Genomic DNA, 15,690 nt, shown 5'->3' on the forward strand with positions numbered 1-15,690 from the left:
CTTCTTTTCTTAAAAGGTTCAGGTGGGAAGCACTTATGCTTACGCAATGATTGCTTGCTGTTTCTTTTCTTTCTTTTTATTTAAAAATAACACTAAACCTACAAGCCCAATACCGATAGCTGTTAAGATTGCTGCTGCGATATAAGCAGTCGTAAAGCTTCCTGTTGTTTCCTTGAAGTAGGAAGCGATACGTGGACCTACAAAAGCGCCCCCAGAATAGCCAAGAAAAACGATGGCATAGTTCATACCGAAATTCTTTTGACCAAATGACTGACTAGTTAAAGGCGGAAACACAACAAGTAAACCACCAAAAGCAAAACCGAGAATAATAATACAAATGGTGAAGTACACAAGTGATGTCGCCATCGTTAATAGTAATAATGCTGCAATCGTCATAACTAAATTAATTAATAGAGCGATATAGGAACCGAATTTATCATAAATAACACCAAACGCTAAGCGTCCAACAAAGTTCGATAATGTGCTAATACTGACAATGACTGCACCAACTGTCGCTGTTAACCCAACTTGGTCTTGAGCGATTACAGAAGCAGAAGATACCATCATTGTTCCTGCCGTACTCGCTGCCACTAAAGTTAAAAATAATAGATAAAACAGTGGCGTAGCAAGCATTTCCTTCCAATTTAGATTGATGATTGCCGCCTTTTTCTTTTGACTTTGTTCTTTTTCCGATGGTAATTTCCAGCCTTTAGGACGGAAGTTAGCTGGTGCAGTGTACATTAACCAACCCACAGCCCAAACACCGATAAAAAAGACGATCCCCAGTATACGAAATGATACTAGCACACCGAAACGTTCAATAATCATCGCCGCAATCGGAGACAATATAAATGGACCAATTGCTGCACTTGATAATAATAACCCTGAAATCTTTCCACCCTTATCAGGGAACCAGCGCATGGCTGTGACTAAGGCCGAATTATACATCATCCCCGCTCCACTCCCAGCGATTAGGCTGAAGGTTACATAAAGCATTGGAATGGTTGTCACTGAAGCAGTTAAAAACCATCCTAACCCAAAGAGTAACCCACCAATATACATCAGCCACTTGACCCCATAGCGGTCAGTAATCATGCCGGCAAATATGGCAACAATAGCAAAAATTAAAGTGTACAATGAGTAAGCTAAGTTATAGTCCGCACTTGACCATCCATGTAATTTTGTCATCGGTTCCGAAAAAACACTAAAAATCGCAATAGAGGCGACGAGAAAAATAATGATCCAGGCACTAGTGAAAATAAACCAGCGATTTGGTACTTTCTTTGATTTTGACATGTTTATCCCCCTTTTTCGAACAATCGCTTCATTTCTTATCTTTAAAGAAAGATAGCCATTAAGCCTTTACTGCTTAATGACTATCTTCAAAAAGTAATTATACGATTGTGTAGCCGCCATCAATTGGTACGACTGCACCGTTCATAAATTTCGATTCATCTGATGCTAAAAATACGGCTAGATCAGCCACTTCATAGTCATTACCGAAACGGTCTAACGGTATTTTATTTGTTGGACGTGTTTTTAACATATCTGCTGTTAATGGCGTACGGATTGTTCCCGGTGCAATCGCATTAATTTTGATACCTTTTGAACCATAGACTGCAGCAATATGCTTCGTATAACCGACTACCGCATGTTTTGACGCCGTGTAAGCGGCTCCACCCATTTGTGCAACAAGACCTGCAATGGAAGCAATATTGACGATTGTTCCTTCACCGCGCTTTATCATATTTGGTAATACAAGGTTTGTAATTTTATAAATGGCTTTCACGTTAATATCAAATATTAAATCCCATTGTTGCTCTGTTGTTTCTAAACTGTTCGTGTATTTATCAAAAATTCCAGCATTATTGATAACAACATCAATCTGACCGTAGTTATCCATAGCTGTTTTTACCATATTTTCTAAATCAGCTTGTTCTGTTACATTGACTTTTACCGCTAAAGCTTCCCCGTTGTTTTCCTTTATTTCTGTTACTACTGCTTCAGCACCTTCCATATTTAAGTCAGCAACAATTACTTTCGCTCCTTCACTAGCAAAACGAAGGGCTTCAGCCTTGCCCATACCAGATGCTGCCCCTGTAATAATAGCTACTTTATTTTGTAATCTCATAACTGTCTCCCCTTTGAAAGTAAATTAAATTAGGATAAGTGATTGCCTATTCCTTTGTCCTACGTTTACTATTGTAAAATAGTCTTTTAATAACGTATAATACATATTTATCTATAATTTATAACTTTGAAGTTATGAAAGAGGTGGATAGTTTTGGAGCTTTTACAGTTACGCTATTTTCAAAAAGTAGCTCATTTAGAAAGCATCACAAAAGCAGCGAATGAATTACATGTATCTCAACCAGCATTGAGTAAAATGATTGCAAGACTTGAACATGATTTGGGGGCATCTCTTTTCGATCGTCAAGGACGAACCATTCGCTTAAATGATTTTGGTCGCTCTTATTTAAATAGAATCAATCGTGTGTTTTTTGAATTGGAGGAAGGCGAGCGTGAAATAGAAGAAATGGTAACGACACAACATCGTATCACTTCGGTTTCCATTGCCCTGCCACATATCTTACCCTTCTTTATTGGAGAGTTTATGAAGGAGCATCCTAATGTTCATATTAAACAATACACCGGTACAGCAGCAGCGATGAAAAAGCAATTAGAGGATGGAGATATTGATTTTTGTATTTCTATGAGGCCTATCGAAGGGACAGAAATTGAGTGGATGACCCTCCTTGATGAGGAAATCTTTTTATCTGTTCCACCTGATCACCACCTTGCCCACCGATCTTCGGTTCATTTAAATGAAGTATGTAACGAGGTATTTATTAATCGTCCGATGGGCTATGATTTTAGAGATTTAACGGATCAGTTTTGCTCTGAAGCAGGCTTCACTCCCCATACTCCGCTTGAACTTGAAGAAGCAGGGGCTATTTTACGATTGATTGAGCTCGGTTTAGGGATTTCTTTTACACCACAGTTATCATTATTGCAAGAGAATTTACCGAAAACAGTGCAACTCCCGATCACTGCTCCTCGTTGTCGACGTAATATTGGACTCGCCTGGCATAAAGGACGTTATTTCTCTCAGGCTGCGACTGATCTCCATCAATTTACGGTGCGTTTTTTCAAACACATCGCTCTTACTTATTTTGACGATCAGAGTGTTGGCGATTGATACGGGGTATAGTTAACTTAACTTTCTTCTATATGAATGATTTCTGGTAGGAAAATGATATCAATACTGTCATCCTCCTTTACTACTCGAAGCGATTGTTTGAATGTATCTACATAATGAATGCGACCGGAAATAGTCACTTGTTCTCCTCGACGGAACAAGGTAAATGTTAACAAAGTATGAAACGCCATGGCCTCGCTAATCACCTCATCGAACTGTTCATATTGTTGTTCATCTAACTGAGGTTTAGTTTGTTTATGGTGACTTTCATCATACTCTCTTAAAAGCTTGACATGTTCCGGTAGCATCATTGAAACCCATTTCTTATTCCCACGATCACGAAGCATCACTTATTCCTTCTTTCTCATTACTATTTTTTATGGCCACCGACAAGTGTTGCTCTATGTCTCGCTGTACCTGCATCGGTATAAGAAACCGCTCGCAATAAGGAAGCAGATCCGAAGCGGGCACGAATGCGATCGACGGTATAGCCGAGCTTGCGCTTGTTAAAGCCGTTTTGATCAAATAAACTAAGCTGATACTCGTGATCATCGGTTATTTGTCCAAGAGAAATAGTAATCTTCCGAACCGTTTTGCCGTTATAATGTTCATCTAATAAAGCTAAACAAACATGATAAATGGTCATTGTTACATTTGTCGGCTCCTCCATTGTCCGAGAACGATAAAATCCACCACCAAACTCATCCTTGCTATATCCAAGCCCAAAATGAACGGTTCTTCCAGCCTTACGATGTGTGCGCGCCCTTCTTGCAACCTCCTCACACATCTCTAAAACAACATGCTTGATTTCTTCTCTATCAGTATAATCTCGAAGCAAGATTTGACTTTTCCCAAAGCTAATTTGACCTTGTAAAATCGGAGCACCGATTTCTGACAAATCTATTCCCCATGCGTGATAATATAGCTGATTGCCCATAATACCAAACTTTTTTTCTAGTGTAGTTAGATTAAAATGGGCAAGCTGACCAACCGTGAAAATGCCCATACTGTTCAAATTTTTCTCCATTCTACTGCCTATACCCCACATTTGACTTAATGGAGAAATCGGCCAAAGCTTTTCTTCTATCTGCTCATAAGTCCACTCAGCAATACCAGCCTTCTTTGCTTCTAAATCAAGACAAAGCTTTGCCATTAACATATTAGGACCAATTCCAACAGATGAAGGTAGTTGAAATTCCCTTTCGATATCATCTTTTATCTTTTGGGCAATCGTATAGGCGTCACCCCATATATGTTCTGTTCCGTCAATACGAATAAAACTTTCATCGACACTATAAGTGTGCACAGCCTCTTTTGGTACATAGCGATGAAATACACGTGTAATTTCCATAGAGACACGTAAATACGTAGCCATCTTTGGCTCTTCAATAATAATGCGCGGGTCATTGGGTACTTCAAATAGCCGCGACCCTGTTTTTATGCCAAATTCTTTCTTCATTCTCGGTGAAGCAGCAAGAATGACACTACCTTTACGATCATGATTTCCCGCCACTACAAGATAGCATTCCATTGGATCTAATCCCCGTATAACAGCTGAACAACTGGCATAGAAGCTCTTCATATCTATACATAAAATTTGTTGTTTTGGCATTACACTATAATCAACCATTAGATTGCCTCTTCTCACTATAAAATAAGAACTTATGTTCCGTTTATTTATACCCATAATATTAACCGAATATACGTTCTCTTTCAATGGAAATTTTACGACGAATTTCTTATATTCGACTGCCTAGACAAAAGCTGGGATTAAATAAGAATAGCTCTATCATTAGATGAGATGGACTATGGGTAAAACAAACTCTTGTACAGCAGAAGGCTGCTCCTTCCATTATTCTATGTATAAATATTCGACATATTATGATATTTTACCTAAATCTATAATCAAAAAAAGTCCCAGCTTTTCCTCTTTTATTTGACATGCCTGTTATTTAACGGGAATGTTTAATGGATAGTCGAAAAAATCAGTGTTGCTCCGCTTCTTTGGCGGTTTGTACGAGCAAATCTCTTTTGTAACCAAAATAAGACACAAAAAAAACATGAACAAATTGTTCATGTTCCTGTTTTCTAAAGATTCCTAGCGAGTAAATGGGACCCAACCTTCTGCAGCTAGGATCACTTCCCATAATCCGTTCGGAATGTCATATTTATCTCTTTCTTTTAAATTCAGGGCATATTCTATTTTCTCAAGACGATCTTCTTGAATATATGCAGCCCATCTTGGTGAAATGAGCAATTCTCTACCTATAGCAATAAGCGGTATATTTCGTTCTCTAACAGCTAATGCATCATCAGGTGAATTCACTTTTCCAACGGCCATCAACGGAACGCGTCCGTTAATTACTTCATTCACCAGCTCAATTCTTGTGCGCTCTGTATCCGCCCCGCGGTGAGGAGTAGATAGTGCATGCATAAGGGAAATGTGCAAATAATCGAATGGAAGATTTGATAAGGCATCCACTAGTTGAAAGGTTTCAGTCATTGTTAAACCAGGTGTCGACGGCTCTTCAGGTGAGAAGCGATAACCGAAAATAAATGGTCTCTTTGCATGCTTATCAATCGCTTTTTGGCAAGCTTCCGCAACAGCCAATGGAAACTTCATCCGATTTTCTACGGATCCACCCCATTCATCCGTACGGTTATTCGTATAAGGGGAATAAAACTGCTGTACTAAATACCCGTTTGCACCATGAATTTCTACTCCATCAAAACCTGCTTCAATTGCTCTTCTCGTTGCTTCTCCAAAAGCTTCGATGATTTCTTCAATTTCCCCTGTCGATAGGGCACGAGCCTTTTGGTTATCACGATCGATATTTGATGCAGATACAACATCACCATCGGGAACAAGTTCAGAGGGACATGAAATGCCGCCGTGATGAATTTGTATCACCGCTTTTGCCCCTTCTTGTTGAACCGTCTCGGCTAGTTTTTTTAAACCAGGAATAAATTGGTCATCGTAAATAGCCGGTTGACCAGGAAAAGCTTTACCATTTGGTGTTACATTGGCGCAAGCAGTAATAACTGTACCTAAATCCTTTGCACGGGCCTTAATAAAGACTAATTCTTCTTCCGAAATAGAGCCATCTTCATTAGAAGAATAATGTGTCATCGGTGCGAGTGCAAGTCGATTTTTAACTGTCACACCGTTAGGAAATGTATAGGATTCAAATAATGGTTCAAATTTTGCTTTCATACCTATCACCTTTTCTCTATAAATATCTTCACGATTTCACCATATAGATAAAAACAGCCCGATGCAAACCATTCAACTTGAAACATTATTTTTTATTAAACACACCGCGTCCAGCCCATTCAAATAATCTGGGAGCAATGGCAAATACTTTACTTCCTAAATTCATCCACCTTGGGAGATTGACCTCTCTTGTTGGCGTCAACATCACATCAACAACTTTTCGCGCAACATACTCCGGCTTTAACATATATCGCTGAACATTTTTCACATATGTGCCTTCTTTATCGGCAATATCAAAAAAATTCGTCTCAATTGGACCTGGGTTCACTGTTGTAATATACACACCTTGAGAAGCAACTTCCATCCTTAGGCTATTAGAATAACCTAATACTGCATGTTTGGTTGCAGAATAGGTACTTGATTTCGGCGTGGCAATTTTTCCAGCTTGTGAAGCGATATTGATAATATGCCCGCTTTTGGTCGCTAACATTTTTGGCAATACTTGCTGAGTGCAAGCAATTAAACCCAGTACATTCACATCGAACATGCTTTTTACTTCTTTCATATCTGCATCATGAGCATAAGTGAAAATGCCGTATCCCGCATTATTCACAAGGACGTCGATTACCTTAAACCGTTCGAGAATCAATGGGAAAACTTCCTCTACCTTTTCCATATTAGAGACATCTAAAGAAAATGTATAAATATCAATAGAATAGCGTTGCTCAAGCTCTTCTTTCATTGCAGCTAACTTATCTGTCCTTCTAGCCACTAAAGCAAGATTGGCTCCTCTTTCCGCACAAAGCCTTGCCATCTTTTCACCTATCCCACCTGATGCACCTGTAATAATAATGTTCTTTCCATGTAAATCTTTTACCATTTTATCACCTCATTTGGCTACTATAGAAAGACACACCGTCCTTCTTATACTCATTTACTTCCCCCATCGCAAGCAAATAGTCGAGCTGACCGATTGTTTCAGATACCGTAAGAGGTAATTGCATTTTGTAAGCTTTCGGAAAAAGGCGTTTACATATATCAAAGACCGTCATTGATTCTTCCATGAGCCATTTCTTGACCTTCATCGCACGTTCATGCTGTGCTTTTTTTCGTTGAGGAATGATTTCATTTACATTTGTGAAGACTTCCCCATGACCTGGCAATACAAGTGCAAGCGGATAACGGCTTAATTTATCAAGTGATTCGTTATATTGCAACAATGATTTAGGACGCTCAGATTGCCCCGGTAAAGGTGGCTCCATTAACGGATTCGGAGAAATATGAGCCAGCAGATGGTCACCACCAATATAAATTCCGTCACTTTCTCGCAATAAACCAATATGACTTTGCGCATGACCCGGCGTTTCAATAACACGCCATCCCTTTAACCCTGGAGGTTCGTCTCCCTCACAAATCTCTTGAGCTAATGAGCGATCACAGAAGTAGGCAAGCTCACTATGTAGTCTTGTCATTACTTTATCGTAATACTGAATCAAGCCAAACTCAGTGAGAACATGCTGATAAAAATCATTATTTTGCTGTAGGAAATCCTCTGTCCGATTGAGCCATCGCTCATTTAAGGGATGACCAATAATTTGCATATCAGCCGGAAAATAATCAAGCAGACCAACGTGATCTGGATGATGATGAGTAAGAATCACTTGCTCAATATCTGACAGTGTTAAGCCTAATTCATTTAGTTCTGACTGCAACGCTACCCAAGCTTCCTCTGTTTTAGGTCCAGCATCTATAAGGGTTAGCTTCTCTCCTTTGATGACATAAAGGTTAACATCACCTACAGGAAAAGGAGTAGGAATCACGAGTCGACCGATATCATTAATCCATTGTGCCATTTTCATACCCTCCAACAATCATTATATTTAAATAAAATATGTGTAGAACAACCTAATCTTTAAACATATATATATTTAATCTTAGCTTTATTTCTCAACAATGTCATTATTTTCACATAACTTTTAACAAATTATCTCTAAAAACGAATGAAAATGTTATTGACAATTTCCCTTGTTATCCCTCATAATCACAATAAATTAATGATTTAACGCGATGAATAAGAATAGTAGATGAACATAAGACGAAAAGAGAGTGAAACTCAATTAGGCTGAAAGGTTTCACCGTCCACTAGTCCATCGAACCTACCTTATGAGTGTTAGCAAAACTAACCGTAGCCGGCGTTAACGGATTCGAGATTGTCTGTTCTAATTTAAAGAACATGACAAATGAAGGTGGTACCACGGAAGCACGTCCTTTCGTCCTTTACAGGATGAAGGGGCTTTTTTTATTGACCTTGACGGAGTTTGCAAGTACGAACCTTATCAACATTATCAAGGAGGAAAAAAAAATGAAAATCGCATTTATTGGCGCAGGTTCGATGGCTGAAGCTCTAATATCTGGCATCATTACGCAAAAATTAGTAAGTGGAAACAATGTATGGGTAACAAACAAATGCAATCAAGAAAAACTCTATGAATTACAACAATCTTATGGTGTCAACATATCTTATGACATAAAAGACATCCTCTCTCATGTCAATATCGTCTGCTTAGCTATGAAACCAAAGGATGTTGGAGAAGCGATTCAAAGTATTCGAGCTTATTTACGTAAAGACATGTTAATCGTCTCCGTCTTAGCAGGGGTATCCATTACTTCTATTGAAGAAATGGTAGACACAGACCTAGCTATTGTTCGAGCCATGCCTAATACTTCAGCAACAATTGGTAAATCTGCCAGTGCATTAGCCATCAATCATAATGTAAACCATTTACAATTAGAAACAGTTAAAGGAATGTTTGAAACAGTTGGTTTAACGACCATCGTAAAAGAGGAAGACTTAGATGCGGTTACAGGATTATCTGGAAGTGGTCCAGCCTATATTTATTATCTAGTTGAAGCGATGGAAAAAAGTGCAGTAGAAATAGGGCTCGAAAAAGAGGTAGCGAAAAAGTTTATTATTCAAACCTTAATAGGTGCTGCAGAAATGCTTGAGAGATCGTCAAAGGAATCTGCACAATTACGAAAAGAGGTCACTAGCCCTGGAGGAACAACAGAGGCAGGATTAAAGGTACTCGAAGCACATGCGGTACAAGAAGCATTTGTAGAATGCATTAAAGCAGCGACAGCACAGTCTAAAAAACTTGGTGAGATTTTTGCTAATAACATGAAAGTTTAACCTAATAAATTGGTATCAATATTTACACTGCTGCACATTCATCATTTTTTTGCATTCTTTCTTGATTATAGATAGGGACTGGGACAAAAAAATACGAACAAACAGGATTACCACCATTTGCTCGTATTTCTATCACTCGATTAGCAGCTTGATATTGTCTCAGTCTTTCAATTGTTACTTGAATAGATCAAATAAACCAGAAGAATCTAAGAACACAATTACAATAATGATTGGTACGATATATCTCATCAAAAAGAACCAAACATTAAATACCCCTGTCAGCGCCGTAGAGTTCATGATAATTTCGCTTTTTAATAAGTCTTTTTTCATTCGATATGATACGAATAGAGCAATCAACAAAGCACCAAAAGGTAAAAGAATATTACTCACTAAGAAATCAGCACTATCAAAAATAGATTTACCAAAAATAGTTATGTCAGATAGTAAGCTATAAGAAAGATTAGAAGGAATTCCGACAATGAATATCGCCAAACCAAATAACCAAGCGATTTTACCCCTATTTTTTGTCGCTCCTTTCGTAACCGAAGCTACTGCAATTTCAAGCATTGAAAAGGCAGAAGTCAGTGTCGCGAATAAGAACAAAGCTAAGAATAACAACAAGAAAACTTTTCCAAAAATAATTTGATCAAATACAGCTGGTAAGACGATGAATAGTAGGCCAGGGCCAGCAGTTGGCTCAAACCCTAATGAAAAGACGGCTGGAAAGATGGCCAAACCAGCCAGTATAGAAATGAATAAGTTCATTGCGACAACAGAAAGTGCCGGTTGTAACAAACTTTCTTTCTTTGATAAGTAAGAACTATACGTAACCATTACAGAAATCCCTACACTAAGAGAAAAGAATGATTGCCCCATCGCATATAATAAACTTTCAGAGTTTAATAAAGAGAAATTGGGTTGCAAGAAGAACTTTATTCCCTCTGAGGCGCCTTCTAATGTAACAGAACGAATAATAATAATAATAAACAAGATAAATAATGCTGGCATCATAAATTTACTTACCTTTTCAATCCCTTGCTGTACACCCTTGGCAACAACGAAAATTGTAATGATGAGGAATAACGCCTGTGCACCTAAAGAAATATACGGATTAGATACAGTTTCATTAAACAGACTCTCATACCCCGACATCCCTACACCTTTATCACTTGTTACTCCATAAAATAAATATTGAATAACCCAGCCACCGATTACACTATAAAAAGAGAGTAATAAGAAAGAAGTAAATACGCCTAAGTAACCAACCCAATGCCACTTTGTTTTAGGTGCAATCGTTTTATAGGCAGTAATCGCTTCTTTTCCTGTACTGCGTCCGATAACAAACTCAGCCAGCAGTAATGGAAAACCAATAAATAAAGAGAACAAAATGAATAATAAAATAAAAGCGCCACCACCACTTTCCCCAGTCACATAGGGTAGCTTCCATATCGCGCCTAAGCCAATTGCTGAACCTGCAGAAGCAAGAATAAATCCAAGCTTAGAAGACCATTGTTCGTTTTGCATGATTTTTTCCTCCTTTTTTAACCTTTATCTATATCTTCCCCATTATTTCATCCCTGGAAATTAGGACATTTGTCAACGTGAATTTTGCTATAAAAATCCTCTATTCCTTATTGAAAATAAAACAAAAAAGCCGCAAAGCTCATAAAGGGACGTGTGACTCACGCGGTACCACCCTTTTTGAAAGCTTGCGACTTTCCACTCGAATTCATAACGGTATTGATAACCGTCCTTACTGTCTTCGGCCGAACATGACAGCAAAGAAAAAGCTCCAAGAATGAAATTCATCTTATTTATAGTTCAGCTCACACCAACCGCTGACTCTCTTTACTAGGGAAATAAGGTTTACTAGTTTCTCTTCATTGCTTTATAAAATATAATTTTAAAAGTATAAATGTGATTATAGTACGATTACTATCTATAAGTCAATAACTGTTTTTTTAAATTTTTAAGATAAAATGAAACAGATATTTCTCCCTATGTCCTGAGTTGGTCCTACTGTCGCATTTGGTTAAACCGATAAACTACGCAATTATTTCCTAGGGATATCTATTTCTTTAAAATCTTCAGCAAGGACTGCTGCAGGAAAATCTACCTTTGCCTGCTCTTCTAGCTGTGACCACTCACTACGTTCATAGCGTGAACTAATATGTGTGAGACATAATTGTTCTACACCCGCTTGCTGGGCTACAGCAGCTGCTTGGGCAATTGTTGAATGGTAATAATCATGTGCGAGCTGTTCCTCACCATTCGCAAAGGTTGCCTCATGAACAAGTAAATTTGCATTGCGTGCTAATTCAATTGCCGCCGAACAAAAACGCGTGTCACCTAAAATAGTCACGATTCTCCCCATTTGTGGTGGCCCAACATAATCTTTAGGATTAATTATGCGACCATCCTCAAGAGTAATTGTCTCACCCTCTTTAATTCTTTTAAAAATAGGACCTGGCCTTACACCATCTTCTATCAATTGATCAGCCATTAAAGTTCCCGGCAAATCTTTCTCTACAACCCGATAACCGAAAGATGGTATACCATGGTCAAGTTTCTTCGCTGTCACTATGAATTGATCATCACAACAAACGACCCCCTCGTCTATTTCAATAATCTCCAGAGGGTACTGCAAGTAAGTTTGACTAACCGAAAGAGACACTTCGATATATTCTTTTATTCCCTTTGGACCATACACTGTTAGCTTTTCTTTGCCGCCTTGATGTGAACGACTAGCTAAAAATCCCGGCAAACCATATATATGATCGCCATGAAGATGAGTAATAAAAACTTTCTCTATTCTTCTTGGCTTGATTGTTGTATGTAAAATTTGATGTTGTGTGGCTTCTCCACAATCGAACAACCATATGGCTCTTCTTTCATCTAAAAGCTTTAAAGCGATACTCGTAACATTCCTTGCTTTCGCAGGGACACCCGCACCTGTTCCTAAGAAAAAAACTTTCACTGCCTTTTCTTCCTTTCTCCTCATTCATTATTATCATCATACAGAAAAACACCATAAAGCTAAAGCGCTACAGTTATTTCCTTTTAAAAAAGGTTGCTGTTTTTCACTTTAAGCGATAAAATTTTATACTTGAGTGGGTATATATTTCATCGTTGAGATGAACCTAAAAAATAGAACTTTTTTACATAGAAAGGAATATCATTGTGAATAATTCAGAAAATCCAACTGCTTTGATTATGATATTCGGTGCAACAGGTGACTTAGCGAAACGTAAACTATTTCCATCACTTTACCGATTGTTTAAAAGAGGAAAACTATCTGAACGCTATTGTATCATTGGCGTTGCTAGACGAGAACTAACGAACAGTGCTTTTCAAGAAAGTGTGCGACAATCTATTGAAGAAGCTGAGGGGCATCATGATGACCTTAATGAGTTTATCACACACTTTTATTATCATTCCCATGATGTTACAGATTCCAGTTCTTATTTAGCGTTAAAAACACTAGCAAATGACTTAGATACACATTATCAATTAGAAGGTAATCGCATTTTCTATTTAGCGATGGCACCAGAATTCTTTGGCACAATTGCCGATCATTTAAAATCAGATGGACTAACAGATGTTGACGGTTTTAAACGTTTAGTGATTGAAAAACCATTTGGTCATGATCTACCTTCAGCAATAGAATTGAACAATCGCCTTCGCCAAGCGTTTGCTGAGGAAGAAGTTTATCGGATAGATCATTATTTAGGAAAAGAAATGGTCCAAAATATAGAGGTCATTCGCTTCGCCAACGCCATATTTGAACCACTATGGAATAATCGCTACATATCTAATATCCAAGTGACATCAAGTGAAGTATTAGGTGTTGAAGAACGTGGGAGATATTATGAGAATAGCGGTGCCCTTAGGGATATGGTGCAAAACCATATGCTGCAAATGGTTGCCTTACTTGCTATGGAACCACCAATTAAACTGACAGACGAGGAAATCCGTTCTGAAAAAGTAAAAGTGTTCCGTGCTTTGAAATCACTTGAAGGAGAGGCTGTAAAGGAGAATTTTGTTCGTGGCCAATATGGACCAAGCAACAAAAATAATGAGCCAATTAACGGTTATCGTCAAGAACCGATGGTCAAAGCTGACTCCAATACCGAAACTTTCGTTGCCGGAAAACTGATAATTGACAATTTCCGTTGGGCCGGTGTTCCTATTTACATCCGTACAGGAAAAAAGATGGCAACGAAATCAACAAAAATAGTCGTTCAATTCAAGGATATTCCAATGAATTTATACTATCAGCATGAAAAGACGTTAAACCCTAATTTACTCGTCATTCATATCCAACCAGATGAAGGAATTAGTCTTTACTTAAACGCACAAAAATCTGGTGACACAATGAATGCCACACCAGTAAAGCTCAACTTCTCCAACAATAGTGTCGATCACATGAACACACCTGAAGCTTATGAGCGACTCCTTTATGACTGTATGCGCGGAGACGCAACCAACTTTGCTCATTGGGATGAAGTAGCTTTATCTTGGAGCTTCGTCGATAAGATCTCACAAGTTTGGGAAAACCAACAAGCAGAGCAATTTCCAAACTACGAAGCGGGAACAATGGGTCCAAAAGCGGCTGACGAGTTATTAGAAAAAGACGGCTTCCACTGGTGGCCGGTAGAAAGTGGCGACTATCGTTAATATGAATGTACAATATAAAAGCATGGCATAAGGGAAAAAAACCTTATGCCTTGCTTTTATTTTTAGTTCAATTTTTAAGATTTAAAAAACACCACAACAAGATAGTTTGTGGTGTACATGTTTTCGCTTATTCTTTCTCTTTTTTTAATCGCTGTAAAAAATCTTTATTAAAGCTGGTTGATGTACCGATATTGGCTTTTTTCTTTTGTATAGACTCAAGAGACGCTGCCTGATCAACAATCGATGGGCCATACTTTTTCCTCAAACTTTCAATGGTTTGGTAAAGAGGCTCTTTTTTGGCGTCTTCTTCATAATGAAATAAATCTAATTGTTTCACAGCTTGTCCTTTTTCGACAAGATCCGTACCAGTTATGCCAAGCAACCTCACAGCATCACCACTCCAGTGTTTCATAAAGAGATGCTGAGCCTGATTATAGATTTCTTCCACTGACTGAATAGCAAAACCAATTTTTTTGCTTCTCGTAATCGTATGGCGGTTTTTATAACGGATCATCACGCTTATACCAGTAGCATAGACTTTTTTTCGTTTTAGCCTCGTAGACACTTTAAAAGCGAGTTGATTCAACACTTCAAAAAGTTCTTTCTGCTTACTCATATCCCGAGGGAGTGTCGTTGAGTTACCGATACTTTTAAATTCCTCGGCAGCTTCTGGATCAACCGGACGTGAATCTATGCCATTTGCTCTATCTTTTAAACGCTCACCATTAATGCCTAATGAAGATTTTATCATGAACGTGTCTGCCTTCGCTAAATCACCAATCGTATAAATACGCATACTTTCAAGCTTCTCACTTGTCTTCTGACCAACACCATGCATTTCTTTTACAGGAAGAGGCCACAATTTACTAGGCACATCCCTTTTTCTTAATATTGTAATGCCAAGAGGCTTCTTCATATCAGAGGCCATTTTGGCTAAAAATTTATTTGGTGCAATGCCAATACTACAAGGTAAATCTAACTGCTCTTTTATACGGTTCTGGATAATTGAAGCCACTTCAATAGGAGTGCCAAACTGGTCGCTAGCAGTAATATCCATATACCCTTCATCAATAGAGACAGGCTCTACAAGATCTGAATAATGATTAAGCACCTCAAACATACCAATTGACGCTGCACGATACCTTTCAAAATTAGGGCGTAAAATTATTAATTGCGGACATAACTTTTTCGCTTCCCACAATGGCATCGTTGTTTTTACGCCAAATCTCCTTGCTTCATAGCTGCAAGTAACAATAATCCCTCTACGCTCCTCAGGATTTCCAGCAATAGCAATAGGCTTCCCCTTTAATGTCGGATCATAGGCCATTTCTACAGATGCATAAAAACTATTCATATCAACATGTAAAATCACTCGGCCTGCTTTAGGATACATTGAATTCACTTAAAGCA

Annotated in this window: 13 protein-coding genes and 1 other annotated feature; of the genes, 3 read left to right on the plus strand and 10 right to left on the minus strand. The window is 38.3% G+C overall.

The window, feature by feature from the left end:
- Positions 1-39: 39 nt before the first annotated feature.
- On the minus strand, positions 40-1,296 hold the full coding sequence (locus tag MKY26_RS09515; RefSeq protein WP_341056214.1) for an L-lactate MFS transporter: 1,257 nt from the start codon (positions 1,294-1,296) through the stop codon (positions 40-42).
- 97 nt (positions 1,297-1,393) lie between these two features.
- The gene (locus MKY26_RS09520; RefSeq protein ID WP_095372672.1) at positions 1,394-2,131 is read right to left on the minus strand and encodes an SDR family NAD(P)-dependent oxidoreductase; all 738 of its coding nucleotides are present in this window, start codon (positions 2,129-2,131) and stop codon (positions 1,394-1,396) included.
- A gap of 153 nt (positions 2,132-2,284) precedes the next feature.
- Between MKY26_RS09520 and MKY26_RS09525 the strand changes: the two genes are divergently transcribed.
- Positions 2,285-3,199: a LysR family transcriptional regulator gene (locus MKY26_RS09525; protein WP_095372671.1), complete on the plus strand. Its 915-nt coding sequence runs from the start codon at positions 2,285-2,287 to the stop codon at positions 3,197-3,199.
- 17 nt (positions 3,200-3,216) lie between these two features.
- Here the strand turns inward: MKY26_RS09525 and MKY26_RS09530 are convergent, their stop codons facing one another.
- The 5 genes from MKY26_RS09530 to MKY26_RS09550 form a co-directional block, all read right to left on the minus strand.
- Positions 3,217-3,546, minus strand: coding sequence for a YolD-like family protein (locus MKY26_RS09530; protein ID WP_095372670.1), 330 nt, complete (start codon positions 3,544-3,546; stop codon positions 3,217-3,219).
- 23 nt (positions 3,547-3,569) lie between these two features.
- Positions 3,570-4,829 (minus strand): Y-family DNA polymerase, encoded by a 1,260-nt coding sequence (locus tag MKY26_RS09535; protein WP_322909575.1) that lies wholly within the window; start codon positions 4,827-4,829, stop codon positions 3,570-3,572.
- A 468-nt stretch (positions 4,830-5,297) separates the two neighbouring features.
- Complete coding sequence (locus MKY26_RS09540) at positions 5,298-6,413, minus strand: NADH-dependent flavin oxidoreductase (protein ID WP_095372668.1); 1,116 nt, start codon at positions 6,411-6,413, stop codon at positions 5,298-5,300.
- A gap of 85 nt (positions 6,414-6,498) precedes the next feature.
- The gene (locus MKY26_RS09545) at positions 6,499-7,293 is read right to left on the minus strand and encodes an SDR family NAD(P)-dependent oxidoreductase (RefSeq protein ID WP_095372667.1); all 795 of its coding nucleotides are present in this window, start codon (positions 7,291-7,293) and stop codon (positions 6,499-6,501) included.
- Positions 7,294-7,297: 4 nt separating this feature from the next.
- The gene (locus MKY26_RS09550; protein ID WP_095372666.1) at positions 7,298-8,266 is read right to left on the minus strand and encodes an MBL fold metallo-hydrolase; all 969 of its coding nucleotides are present in this window, start codon (positions 8,264-8,266) and stop codon (positions 7,298-7,300) included.
- Positions 8,267-8,775: 509 nt separating this feature from the next.
- Between MKY26_RS09550 and proC the strand changes: the two genes are divergently transcribed.
- Complete coding sequence (proC, locus tag MKY26_RS09555) at positions 8,776-9,603, plus strand: pyrroline-5-carboxylate reductase (protein ID WP_095372665.1); 828 nt, start codon at positions 8,776-8,778, stop codon at positions 9,601-9,603.
- Positions 9,604-9,777: 174 nt separating this feature from the next.
- Here the strand turns inward: proC and MKY26_RS09560 are convergent, their stop codons facing one another.
- Positions 9,778-11,130 (minus strand): sodium-dependent transporter, encoded by a 1,353-nt coding sequence (locus tag MKY26_RS09560; protein ID WP_341058638.1) that lies wholly within the window; start codon positions 11,128-11,130, stop codon positions 9,778-9,780.
- Positions 11,131-11,269: 139 nt separating this feature from the next.
- Positions 11,270-11,496: a binding site (T-box leader), on the minus strand.
- A 160-nt stretch (positions 11,497-11,656) separates the two neighbouring features.
- Positions 11,657-12,580: a ribonuclease Z gene (gene rnz, locus MKY26_RS09565; RefSeq protein WP_340975431.1), complete on the minus strand. Its 924-nt coding sequence runs from the start codon at positions 12,578-12,580 to the stop codon at positions 11,657-11,659.
- 236 nt (positions 12,581-12,816) lie between these two features.
- Between rnz and zwf the strand changes: the two genes are divergently transcribed.
- Positions 12,817-14,280 (plus strand): glucose-6-phosphate dehydrogenase, encoded by a 1,464-nt coding sequence (gene zwf / locus MKY26_RS09570; protein ID WP_307313734.1) that lies wholly within the window; start codon positions 12,817-12,819, stop codon positions 14,278-14,280.
- Positions 14,281-14,407: 127 nt separating this feature from the next.
- Here the strand turns inward: zwf and MKY26_RS09575 are convergent, their stop codons facing one another.
- Positions 14,408-15,682, minus strand: a complete 1,275-nt coding sequence (locus MKY26_RS09575; protein ID WP_341096344.1) for a DNA polymerase IV — start codon at positions 15,680-15,682, stop codon at positions 14,408-14,410.
- Between the last annotated feature and the right edge of the window lie 8 nt (positions 15,683-15,690).

This window comes from Cytobacillus sp. FSL R7-0680 (genome assembly GCF_038009245.1).
In the GTDB taxonomy this organism is placed as follows: Bacteria; Bacillota; Bacilli; order Bacillales; family Cytobacillaceae; genus Cytobacillus; species Cytobacillus kochii.